12 protein-coding genes and 1 pseudogene are annotated in these 10,398 nt (G+C 70.3%); 6 read left to right on the forward strand and 7 right to left on the reverse strand.

Features of this window, described 5'->3' with window-relative positions; translation table 11 throughout:
- Together VFF46_RS39195 and VFF46_RS39200 are read right to left on the reverse strand one after the other, a co-directional pair.
- Nucleotides 1-401: transporter substrate-binding domain-containing protein (locus VFF46_RS39195; protein ID WP_325042348.1), on the reverse strand; the 401-nt coding region annotated here is incomplete at its 3' end.
- 175 nt (nucleotides 402-576) lie between these two features.
- Nucleotides 577-1,374, reverse strand: coding sequence for a helix-turn-helix domain-containing protein (locus VFF46_RS39200; protein ID WP_325042349.1), 798 nt, complete (start codon nucleotides 1,372-1,374; stop codon nucleotides 577-579).
- Nucleotides 1,375-1,424: 50 nt separating this feature from the next.
- Between VFF46_RS39200 and VFF46_RS39205 the strand changes: the two genes are divergently transcribed.
- Both VFF46_RS39205 and VFF46_RS39210 read left to right on the forward strand, forming a co-directional pair.
- A complete protein-coding gene (locus VFF46_RS39205; protein ID WP_325042350.1) occupies nucleotides 1,425-2,207 on the forward strand; it encodes a phytanoyl-CoA dioxygenase family protein in 783 nt (260 codons plus the stop codon).
- A 64-nt stretch (nucleotides 2,208-2,271) separates the two neighbouring features.
- A complete protein-coding gene (locus VFF46_RS39210; RefSeq protein ID WP_325042351.1) occupies nucleotides 2,272-3,705 on the forward strand; it encodes a sensor histidine kinase in 1,434 nt (477 codons plus the stop codon).
- Here VFF46_RS39210 and VFF46_RS39215 read toward each other — a convergent pair.
- Nucleotides 3,678-4,355, reverse strand: a complete 678-nt coding sequence (locus tag VFF46_RS39215) for a response regulator transcription factor (RefSeq protein WP_325042352.1) — start codon at nucleotides 4,353-4,355, stop codon at nucleotides 3,678-3,680. The genes VFF46_RS39210 and VFF46_RS39215 overlap by 28 nt on opposite strands.
- Before the next feature lie 145 nt (nucleotides 4,356-4,500).
- Here VFF46_RS39215 and VFF46_RS39220 point away from each other — a divergent pair, with 145 nt between their 5' ends.
- Complete coding sequence (locus VFF46_RS39220; protein ID WP_325042353.1) at nucleotides 4,501-4,863, forward strand: hypothetical protein; 363 nt, start codon at nucleotides 4,501-4,503, stop codon at nucleotides 4,861-4,863.
- Between the two features lie 77 nt (nucleotides 4,864-4,940).
- Here the strand turns inward: VFF46_RS39220 and VFF46_RS39225 are convergent, their stop codons facing one another.
- The 4 genes from VFF46_RS39225 to VFF46_RS39240 form a co-directional block, all read right to left on the reverse strand.
- Nucleotides 4,941-6,719: a 3-hydroxybutyryl-CoA dehydrogenase gene (locus VFF46_RS39225; RefSeq protein ID WP_325042354.1), complete on the reverse strand. Its 1,779-nt coding sequence runs from the start codon at nucleotides 6,717-6,719 to the stop codon at nucleotides 4,941-4,943.
- Nucleotides 6,720-6,783: 64 nt separating this feature from the next.
- The gene (locus VFF46_RS39230; protein ID WP_325042359.1) at nucleotides 6,784-7,236 is read right to left on the reverse strand and encodes an NUDIX hydrolase; all 453 of its coding nucleotides are present in this window, start codon (nucleotides 7,234-7,236) and stop codon (nucleotides 6,784-6,786) included.
- Entirely contained in the window at nucleotides 7,236-8,117 is an 882-nt protein-coding gene (locus VFF46_RS39235; protein ID WP_325042355.1) for a class I SAM-dependent methyltransferase, read from the reverse strand. The genes VFF46_RS39230 and VFF46_RS39235 overlap by 1 nt, the downstream gene beginning before the upstream one ends.
- The gene (locus VFF46_RS39240) at nucleotides 8,114-8,437 is read right to left on the reverse strand and encodes a hypothetical protein (RefSeq protein ID WP_325042356.1); all 324 of its coding nucleotides are present in this window, start codon (nucleotides 8,435-8,437) and stop codon (nucleotides 8,114-8,116) included. Before VFF46_RS39240 ends, VFF46_RS39235 begins: the two co-directional genes overlap by 4 nt.
- Before the next feature lie 49 nt (nucleotides 8,438-8,486).
- Between VFF46_RS39240 and nucS the strand changes: the two genes are divergently transcribed.
- The 3 genes and pseudogenes from nucS to VFF46_RS39255 all read left to right on the forward strand — a co-directional run.
- Nucleotides 8,487-9,146, forward strand: a complete 660-nt coding sequence (nucS, locus tag VFF46_RS39245) for an endonuclease NucS (protein WP_325042357.1) — start codon at nucleotides 8,487-8,489, stop codon at nucleotides 9,144-9,146.
- A 247-nt stretch (nucleotides 9,147-9,393) separates the two neighbouring features.
- Nucleotides 9,394-9,678: a hypothetical protein gene (locus VFF46_RS39250; RefSeq protein ID WP_325042358.1), complete on the forward strand. Its 285-nt coding sequence runs from the start codon at nucleotides 9,394-9,396 to the stop codon at nucleotides 9,676-9,678.
- A 39-nt stretch (nucleotides 9,679-9,717) separates the two neighbouring features.
- Nucleotides 9,718-10,398, forward strand: a pseudogene (locus VFF46_RS39255) (glutamine--fructose-6-phosphate aminotransferase); the annotation flags it as partial.

Consider the following 10,398-nt stretch of genomic DNA (forward strand, 5'->3'; position numbering starts at 1 on the left):
GAGAAGTCGACGGCCTTGCGGCGCTCCTCCGAGATCGACACCTGGTTCACGTCCAGGTCGAACGCCTTCGGGCCGGGCGCGAACGCGGTGTTGAACTGCACCGTCTGCCACTTCACCTCGGCCTGGGCGAACCCGAGTTTCTTCGCCAGCGCATAGGTGACCGCCGACTCGTACCCCTTGCCGTTGCTCGGGTCGTTGTTGCTGAACCACGGCTCGTACGCCGGTTTGTCGGTGCCGACCGTCAACGTACCCGCCTTCTGCACGGCCAGCTTGTCCTTGGCGCAGGCGTCCGCGCCCGACGGCGTCGACGTACCGGACGAATTGTTGTCCGCCGGTGCACAAGCTCCCAGCCCCACGACCGCCAGCACAGCCAGCCCCACCACGACAGCACGCGTTCTCATGCGGAGAACTCTAGAGGGTGTCTGGGAGCTCTGCGCCGTCGCGAGCAGGTGCTCGGCGGGGTGCAGCGCAAGGCGGAGGACGAGGCTCGGAGTGGGGTTCTCCGTGCCTCGTCCTCCAACGCCGCGATGTGCCCCGCCGAGCGCCGCGCAGTAGGCGCAGGGCTCCCAGACACCCTCATGACCTCTTGCGGTAGGCGGTGGGACTTGATCCAGTGTGTAGACGGAAGCGGGTCGCGAAGTAGAGCGGGTCGGCGTACCCGACCTGGGCGGCGACCGAGGCGACCGGGCGGCTGGTGAGTTCGAGGAGGCTGGCGGCGGCGTCGAGGCGGCGGTGCTCGACGAACTGCTGCGGGGTGACTCCGAGCTGCGCGCGGAACAGGTGCGCGAAGCGCGAGACACTCAGGTTCACCGCCTTTGCCAGCCGCGGTACGTCGAGGTTCGCGGTCAGGTCCTGGTCGATCAGCTCGATCGCGCGCAGCAGGCGGTCGTCGATCTGGACCGCCTTCGGGTTCTGGGTGTCGCACCAGAGCAGGGCGGCCTCGAGCGAGTTCGCGCTCAGCTGCTCAGCCTGCGGGAGAACGCTGTGCTGATGCCGTACGGCGTCCCGCAGGTGGTCGGCGATCCGGTCGAAGGTCGGCTGCGCCGGGTGCAACTGGACGATGCCGGGGGCAACTTCCGGCCAGTCGAGCAAGGGCAGCCAGTCGGGTTTCGGGTGCATGTGGCTGTACAGGAAGTGCCAGCGCTCGCCGACGGTCGCGTAGTCGTGCAGGGTGTCCGGGCGGACCAGCGTCACACTGCCCGGTACGGCCGCGATCTGACCGAATCGTCCCTGTCCGTCGAGCGTCTGGACCAGCAGCCAGTCGGTGGTCCCGCGCCGCCGGTACGTCGCGTACTCAGGCCCTTCGTCGAACTCACCGACCACCAGCCGGCGCACCGTCGGATGCGGCGACTCAGCAGGATATCGAAGGTTCACAGCTCGATAGACTATCGCTGGTACGGCGTACCGCGGCCGATCCTGGAGGCATGACAGTCGCCGAGGTCTACCAGCGGGACGGCATCGTCCAGGTCCCGCAGCTGCTCGAACCCGCCGAGGTCGAGCGCATCCGCACGGTCTACATGGAGCAGGTCGAGGCGGACCTCTCCCTCGCCCACGACGACGGGGTCCCCGACGACGACCCGCTGAAGAAGTACCCGCGGTTCGTGCATCCGCACCGGCGGACCGACACCGAGGCCGGCGCGATCGCGCTCGAGCTGATGCTCGACGACCGGATCCTCGATGTCGTCCAGGCCCTGATCGGCCCGCCGCTGGGCGCCCAGTCGATGTTCTACTTCAAGCCGCCAGGCGCTCGCGGTCAGGCGCTGCACCAGGACAACACGTTCCTGCGCGCCGACCCGGAGACCTGCCTCGCGGCCTGGATCGCGATCGACGACGTCGACTCCGCGAATGGCGGCCTCCAGGTCGTCCCCGGCTCACACCGCACGGAACTGCTCTGCCCCGAGCCGGCCGACCTGTCGGAGTCGTTCAGCAACGCCCAGGTCGCCGTACCCGAAGGACTCTCCAAGGTCCAGACCAAGATGACGGCCGGCGACGTCCTGTTCTTCCACGGCAGCGTCGTCCACGGCTCCCGCCCCAACTCCACCCCGGACCGCTTCCGCCGCGCCCTGATCTTCCACTACATCCCCGAGGACAGCGTCGAGATCGCCTCCTTCTACAACCCCCTCATCCGCCCCGACCACCGGGAAACAGTCCTCCCCGAAGCCCTGGGCGGCGGCCCCTGCGGCGACTACGCCGAAATGGAGCCGTAGTCCCCCGCTGAGCGGTTGCTGAGCGGACCCGGGCTGCCGCGGAATCCCGCCGTACGCTGCAAAGGTGGCGGCGATCGGACGACCGCGGGCCCGGACCACGCCGATCGGGCTGTGGCGGCGGCATGCCGGCGTACGCCTGCGCTCTGCCATGGCGTCGGTGATCGTCGTCGCGCTCGCGCTGACCGCGGCCGCTGCCGTGCTGGTCTGGATGCTCGACCGTTCCCTGGCCCAGGGAGCCCAGACGGCCGCGGTCCAGCGCGCCCGGGCGATCGCCGCGCCGATCGCCGCCGGTACGGCGTCCGCGCCCCGGCAGAACCTGGTCGCCGGACCCGGTGAACAGTCGGTCGCGCAGATCCTCGGTCCGAACGGCTCCGTCCTGGCGTCCTCACCCGAACTGGACGGCGAGGCGCCACTGGTGCCCGAGCGTCCCGGCCCTGGCACGGAGCTCAGCTTCACCAGGAAACCGCTGCCGGTCGGCGACGGGGAGTCCTACACGCTCAGCGCCATCGGAGTCTCCGGGCCGAACGGTCCGTACGTCGTTCTGGTCGGTCAGTCCCTCGCCCCCGAGGAACGGTCCGTGGCGACGGTGGCCGCACTCGTCGCCGGCGGGCTGCCGATCCTCCTGCTGGTCGTCGGCGTCGCGACGTTCGTCCTGTCCGGCCGGTCACTGCGTCCGGTCGAGGCGATCCGGCGCCGGGTGGCCGACATCTCCGGCGCCGACATCTCCGGGCGCGTTCCCGTCCCGGAGGCGAACGACGAGGTGGCCAGGCTCGCGGTCACGATGAACGCGATGCTGACCCGCCTGGAGACCGCCCAGGCCAGCCAGCGACGGTTCGTCGCCGACGCCAGCCACGAACTGCGGAGCCCGCTCGCGACGCTGCGGGCCACGGTCGAACTGGCGGCGAACCCGAAGACCGCGAGCGGCGCCTCGACGGAGACGCTGCTGGCCGAGACCGATCGCCTGGAACGGCTGGTGGCAGACCTCCTGCTGCTCGCGAAGGCCGACGAGCACGGCCTCCGGATGGTCCGGGTGGACGTCGACCTCGACGATCTCGTCCTGGCGGAGCGAACCCGGCTGCGGAACCTCCCGAGGCTGACCGTGGGCGGCAGTGTCCGCGCGGTCCAGGTTCGTGGGGACAGCCATCAACTGGCGCAGGCGCTGCGCAACCTGGTCGACAACGCGGTCCGGTATGCCGCGTCCCGGGTCGAGATCAGTGTGTACGAGGACGGGTCCGACGCGGTGATCGACGTCGCCGACGACGGCCCGGGGATTCCGCCGGACGCGCGCGAACGCGTCTTCGAACGGTTCGTCCGGCTGGACGACAGCCGGACCCGGAGTATCGGGGGCTCGGGGCTCGGGCTGGCGATCGTGCGCGAGGTGATCAGCGCTCACGACGGTACCGTGCACGTCACCGAGTCCGCGCTCGGCGGCGCACTGTTCCGGATCACGCTGCCGATTCGCCCGCGGGGCTACCCGCCGTCGGCCGCCAGCCGGTAGCCGATCCCGCGGACGGTCTCGATCGCCCTCCGGTCGTACGGCGCGTCGATCTTGCGGCGCAAGTATCCGATGTACACCTCGACCACGTTCGGATCGCCGTCGTAGTGGGCGTCCCAGACGTTCTCCAGGATCTCGGCCTTGCTCACCACGTCGCCGCGCCGCCGCAGCAGGAACTCCAGTACGCCGAACTCGCGCGGCGTGAGCTCGATCTCGTCCGCACCCCTGGTCACGTGCCGGCGGGCCGGGTCCAGTCGCAGGTCGCCGGCCGACAGCACGGTCGGCCGCTCCGGCGCACCCCTGCGGATCAGCGCGCGCAACCGGGCGATCAGCACGACGAACGAGAACGGCTTGGTCAGGTAGTCGTCGGCGCCGAGGTCGAAGGCGTCCGCCTGGTCGTACTCCCCGTCCTTGGCGGTCAGCATCAGCACCGGGGTCCACACCCCGTCCTCGCGCAACTGCCGGCAGACCCGGTAGCCGTTGAGCGTCGGCACCATGATGTCCAGTACGACGGCGTCGTACGCGATCTCCTTCGCCGCCCAGAGGCCTTCCGCGCCGTCGTGAACCACGTCGGCGTTGATGCCTTCGGCGACCAGCCCGCGCCGGACCGCCTCGGCCAGCCGAACCTCGTCCTCCACCACCAGCACACGCACGGTTCCAGTCTGACCAGCAGGCACTGAGCGCGGCCTGAGTCGGCGTTCTCTCAGGTGACCTCAGAGTCTTGCCAGGCACCGGCGACAACAGTGGAACGCAGACCGGCCCTCCGGCCGGTCACGACACAGAACCTGGAGCACAAACATGCGCATCACACGTCGTACTGCAGGAATCGTCGGCTTCAGCGGCGCCGCCTTGCTCGCGGCCGCCGTCAGCACCGGAGCCGCGTCGGCGGCGACCGCGGCCGGCACCCCGATCGTCCACCGGGTCGCTGCGATCAGTACCGCCGCGACCCCGACCGCCGTCAAGGCCGCGCCGGAGAAGCCGGGCACCGAGGTAGCAGACGGCCCGACGGCCGAGAAGCCCGGCACCGAGGTGGCCGACGGCGCGGCCGGTACGGCCGGGTCCGAGACGCCCGGCACCGAGACGGAGTCCGCCAACGACGGCCCCGGCGGTCACGCGGACCCGGCCGGCGCGGTCGACCACCAGTTCCAGGGCAACGAGTAACAGCCGCCGGTAGCTGCCTCAACCCCAGGCGGCGGTCGGCCGGGCGAGCACGCGACTCGCCCGGCCCGTCCGCGCGCTCAGTTGGAGTAGTCGCGGAAGCCTCGGTTGGTTTTGCGGCCGAGGTAGCCGGCGGTTACCAGGTGCTCCAGCAACGGGGCGGGGGCGAAGCCTGGTTCGCGGAATTCGAGGTAGAGGGTGCGTTGGATGGCCAGCGAGACGTCCAGGCCTACGACGTCGAGGAGGGCGAACGGGCCCATCGGAAGGCGGCAGCCGAGTTTCATGGCGGCGTCGATGTCGTCGACGCCGGCGTAGTGGGCCTCGAGCATCCGGACGGCATCGTTCAGGTACGGGAACAGCAGGGCGTTCACGATGAAGCCGGCGCGGTCGCCGCAGCGGACCGGGTGCTTGCCGGCGGCAACGGCTACCGCGGCGACCGTGTCGGCGACCTCGGCGGACGTGCTGACGGTGCTCACGATCTCGACCAGCTGCATCACCGGCGCGGGGTTGAAGAAGTGCAGGCCGACCACGTCCGCCGGGCGCTTGGTCGCCATCGCCAGGTCGATGACCGGCAGCGACGAGGTCGTGGTGGCCAGGATCGCACGCGGCTTGCAGATCTCGTCGAACGACTCGAACAGCGCCTGCTTGACGCTCAGCTCCTCGACCACGGCCTCGATCACGAGATCCACGGACGCGAGATCGTCGAGCTTCGCCGTACCGGTCACCCGGCGCAGCGCCGCGTCCCGCTCGTCCGACGACAGCTTGCCGCGCTGCACGCCCTTCTCCAGCGAGCGTTCCAGTACGGCGCGGACCCGGTCCACCTTCTCTGTGCCGCGGGCGACGTACAGCACGTCGTACCCGGCCTTCGCGAGCACCTCGACGATGCCGACGGCCATCGTCCCGGAGCCGACCACGCCGACCTGCTTGACCGGCCGTACGGCGATGTCGTCGCCCGCGGGCGAGGGCGTGTGCTCGTCGTCCACCACGACCGGCGAATCGGCCGACTCGTAGGTGTAGAACCCGCGCCCGGTCTTCCGCCCCAGCAGCCCGGCGGTGACCATCTGCTTGAGGATCGGCGCCGGCGCGTGCAGCCGGTTCCGGCCCTGCTTGTACATCGTGTCGAGGATCTCGTACGCCGTGTCCAGCCCGATCAGGTCGAGCAGCGCCAGCGGACCCATCGGGTACCCGCAGCCGAGCCGCATCGCCGCGTCCACGTCCTCACGGGTCGCGTAGCGGGACTCCACCATCGACACCGCGTGGTTCAGGTACCCGAACAGCAGCGCGTTCGCGATGAACCCGGCCCGGTCCGCGGCCACCACCGGGACCTTGTCGAGCCGCCGGGCCAGCGCCTGTACGTCGTCCACCACGTCCGGCTCGGTGACGACGGTCTTGATCACCTCGACGAACTCCTGCACCGGCGCCGGGTTGAAGAAGTGCAGGCCGACCACGCGCCGCGGCCGCTGGGTGGCGACCGAGATCTCGGTGACCGACAACGACGAGGTGTTGGTGGCGAGGATCGCGTCCTCGCGGACGATCTTGTCCAGCGTGGCGAAGATCTCGCGCTTCAGCTCGAGCCGCTCGACGACCGCCTCGATCACCAGGTCGCAGTCCGCGAGCGCCTCCATCGAGGTGGCGAACGTGACCCGGCCGAACAGCGCCTGCTGGTCCTCGACCGACAGCTTGCCGCGCTTCACGGCCCGGTCGGTGGAGTGCTGGATGTGCCCGCGGCCGCGCTCGGCGGCTTCCTCGTCGCGCTCGACGCCGACCACGGTCAGCCCGTGGCGCGCGAACACCTCGGCGATCCCGGCGCCCATCGTGCCGAGCCCCACCACACCCACTGTCGTCAATTCCCGAGCCATGCTGTGCACTATGCCAGTCCGGGTAGTGGTCCGCCCATGAGTTGCGTCACCGGCGAGGTCAAGCTCACACGCGCTCGTCGACGACGACCGGCGTCACGGTCCAGCCGTCGAGCAGCCACCACGGGTCGGGCGCGCCCTGCAGCGCGGCGGCGATCGGGCGGGGCCTCAAGTCCCGCTCAGTGAGCTCGCCCAGCCCGAGCCAGACGGGGCGGTAGCTTCCCCGCTCCGATTCCGCCGTACTGGCGAACTCCGGGCCGTCGCCGGTGCCGAACTCGCCGCCGATCACCTCCGCCGTGAAGTAGTGCTGCGTACTGTCCCCGAAGTGCACCACCGCGACCGCGTCCCGGATCTTCACCAGCAGCCCGAGCTCCTCGTACACCTCCCGCCGCGCCGCCTCCGCCACGCTCTCGCCGTCCTCCACCTGCCCGCCGGGAAGCACGTGGTACGTCCGCCCGTCGCGCACCCGCTCGATCGCCGCGAGCCCGTCGCCGGTCAGCAGTACGACGCCGGCCCGCATCACGCCCGCCTCGCCAGGACCTGCAGCCAGGATCCGATCTTGGACTCCGTCCGTTCGAGCTGCTCGACCGTCCACCCGGATGCGGTCAGCAGGTCCCGCAGCGGGGCCTCCTGCCAGAGCACGAAGTGCCGCGGCAGGTCCAGGTGCCGGCTCGACCACTCCTCCCCCTGACCCTCCCGGGTCGCGAACGCGAGCACCGGGGCGGACCGCGCCGACCTCCGCAGTACGTCGGCCAGCTGCGCCCGGTCGAAGTGCAGGAACACCGCGCTCGCGTACACCGCGTCGTAAGGACCGCCGTACTCGTCGGTGAGCGCGTTCAGCTCGTCGGCGGCGTACCCGTCGGCGCGCATCATCTCGACGAACGCCCGGGTCGCGTCGGTACGCCGTACCAGGTAACCACGACGCTCGAGCTCGATCGCGTCCCGGCCGGTGCCGCTCCCGAGTTCGAGCACGCGGCCGCCCGGCGGGAGGCGGGCGGCGAGCAGATCGATCAGCGCCTGGTTGGGGTCCTTGGGGATCGTGTCGCGGAACTTGTCCGGGGCCTGTTCGTACGCGGCCAGGGTGAGCTCGTTGTCGGAGGCAACCCGGGTCCAGCCGTCGCCGGTGTGCTCGACGACGGCGGGGAGCCGGAGGCCGAGGTCCAGTCCGAGGACGACGACGGTCTCGCCGCGGTGCAGGTCAGCGATCGCCTGCAGCTCGGCGTCCGGATGCTGGGTCAGCTCGGGTACGACGGTGAGCCGCACGCCGAGGTGCTCCGCCAGCCGGGACCCGGCCGCCGCCTCGAACGGCCCGGCGTACACCTGGGCGACCCGCTCGGCGACCACCGCCTGCTGGACGTCACCGGGCAGCAACAGGATCCGCGCGGGACACATCAGATTCATCGGTCGACGTACTCCAGGGCCTCGGCGGCGTACTCCGCCCAGACGGCGGACCGGTCGAGCGGGATCTTCACCCACTCCTTCATCGGCCTCCCCATACCCGGATCGAACTGTTCCACACCGGGAAGCGCCAGCGCCCGCTCCCGCGGCTCCGGCGGCAGCTTGAAGGTCATCGCGTCACCGAACATCCCCGCGACCACCTTCTTGCCGATCTTCAGGCACGGCATCCCGAACATGCTCCCCCGGACCACCCCGGCCGCCTCCAGCCCGGCCGCCACCGCGTCGTACGCCGCAACCGCCTCGTCGCTCACCTTCGGCATCATGCTCACCACCTTCCCACCCGAAGCGCCGAGTGCACTACGGTGCTTTCTCGTGCGCTTGGTGATAGCTACGTGTTCTGTTGACTACTCGGGGCGGCTGACGGCTCATCTGCCGATGGCGCCGCGGTTGCTGATGGTCAAGGCGGACGGGTCGGTGCTGATTCACGCCGACGGCGGGTCGTACAAACCGCTGAACTGGATGTCCCCGCCGTGCAAGCTGACCGAGGAGGAGGGGGTCTGGAGCGTCACCAACAAGGCGGGTGAGGAGCTCCGGATCACGCTCGAGGAGGTGCACAGCGACACCTCGTACGAGCTCGGGCAGGACCCTGGGCTGATCAAGGACGGCGTCGAGGCGCACCTGCAGGAGCTGCTCGCCGAGCACGTCCAGACCTTCGGCGACGGCTGGACGCTGGTACGGCGGGAGTACCCGACCGCGATCGGCCCGGTCGACCTGCTGCTCCGCGACGCCGACGGCAAGCACGTCGCGGTCGAGATCAAGCGCCGCGGCGAGATCGACGGCGTCGAGCAGCTCACCCGGTACGTCGAGCTGCTGAACCGCGACCCGCTGCTGGCCCCGGTCCGCGGCATCTTCGCGGCCCAGCTGATCAAGCCGCAGGCGCAGTTCCTGGCGACGGACCGCGGCCTGGAGTGCCTGACCGTCGACTACGACGCGCTCCGCGGCATGGAGTCCGACGTACTCCGACTGTTCTGAATACTCCTGACAAAGCAGGAAATTTGCCCGATTTCGGGCAGGGTCTTTGCCATGGACCCGGAAACACTGCATGGTGGTCGGGTGATCAGTCAGAGGGCGTCTGAGAACTCTGCGCCGTCGCGAGGAGGTGCTCGGTGCGGTGCATCGGCGTGCGGGGGCGAAGGGGTCGATGCGGAGCATCGTTCCCTTTGCACCCGTGCGGCGAGGTGCCGTGCCGAGTGCCCCGCAGTAGGCGCAGGGTTCTCAGATGCCCTCTGAGGCGGCGGCCGTGGAGCCGGTGGACGAGCTGGCCGATCAGGTCAGCCGGACGACCGGACTGCCGGCCGAGGTCGCGCGGCGCGTGGTCGCCGACGTACTGGCCTATTTCACCGAGACGACCGAGGAGTACGTCCGGCGCCGGCACCGTGAGCTGCAGACCTACGGCGCCCGCAACGACGAGATCTTCGCGCGGCTCGGCACCGAGCTCCGGCACTGGCCGGTCCGCTCGCCCGAACTCTCCGCCCGGCAGCTGCGACGGATCGTCTACGGCTGACCGGGTCGCGCAACCGAACCTACGAAGGGGCACCATCACATGTGCGGAATCGTCGGGTACGTCGGCACCAAGCCGGCCGCGCCCATCCTGGTGGACGGCCTGGCCAGGCTCGAGTACCGGGGCTACGACTCGGCAGGCGTCGCCGTCGTCGGGTCCAGCGAGCTCAAGGTGCACAAGGACGCCGGCCGGGTCCGTGAGCTGGAGGCGTCGCTGCCGAAGCGGTTCGGCGGCAAGCTCGGCATCGGCCACACCCGGTGGGCCACGCACGGCGGCCCGAGCAAGGACAACGCGCACCCGCACGCCAGCGGCAACGAGCGGATCGCGGTGGTGCACAACGGCATCTTCGACAACGCCGCGGCGATCCGCAGCCAGCTCGAGGAGGCCGGCGTCAAGCTGCGCTCGGAGACCGACACCGAGGTGCTCGCGCACCTGATCGAGCAGGCCGACGGCGCCACGCTCGAGGAGAAGGTGCTGGCCGCGCTGCACCGGATCGAGGGCACGTACGGCATCGCGGTCGTCGACCTGGACTTCCCGGACCGGATCGTGGTCGCCCGCAACGGCAGCCCGCTGATCCTCGGCATCGGCGACGGCGAGATGCACATCGCCTCGGACGCGGCCGCGCTGATCCGCTACACCCGCCAGGTCGTGTACCTGGACGACGGCGAGCTGGCGACCGTACGGGCCGACGGGTACCGGACGTTCACGCAGGACGCGGCGCCG

The organism is Kribbella sp. (assembly GCF_035655035.1).
Lineage (GTDB): Bacteria > Actinomycetota > Actinomycetes > Propionibacteriales > Kribbellaceae > Kribbella.

Excerpts from the sequence above, each read along its gene's own strand:
- VFF46_RS39205 (WP_325042350.1), top strand. The coding sequence starts at position 1,425 with ATGACAGTCGCCGAGGTCTACCAGCGGGACGGCATCGTCCAGGTCCCG.
- VFF46_RS39220 (WP_325042353.1), top strand. The coding sequence starts at position 4,501 with ATGCGCATCACACGTCGTACTGCAGGAATCGTCGGCTTCAGCGGCGCC.
- VFF46_RS39225 (WP_325042354.1), bottom strand. The coding sequence starts at position 6,719 with ATGGCTCGGGAATTGACGACAGTGGGTGTGGTGGGGCTCGGCACGATG.
- VFF46_RS39230 (WP_325042359.1), bottom strand. The coding sequence starts at position 7,236 with ATGCGGGCCGGCGTCGTACTGCTGACCGGCGACGGGCTCGCGGCGATC.
- VFF46_RS39235 (WP_325042355.1), bottom strand. The coding sequence starts at position 8,117 with ATGAATCTGATGTGTCCCGCGCGGATCCTGTTGCTGCCCGGTGACGTC.
- VFF46_RS39240 (WP_325042356.1), bottom strand. The coding sequence starts at position 8,437 with ATGATGCCGAAGGTGAGCGACGAGGCGGTTGCGGCGTACGACGCGGTG.
- VFF46_RS39250 (WP_325042358.1), top strand. The coding sequence starts at position 9,394 with ATGCCCTCTGAGGCGGCGGCCGTGGAGCCGGTGGACGAGCTGGCCGAT.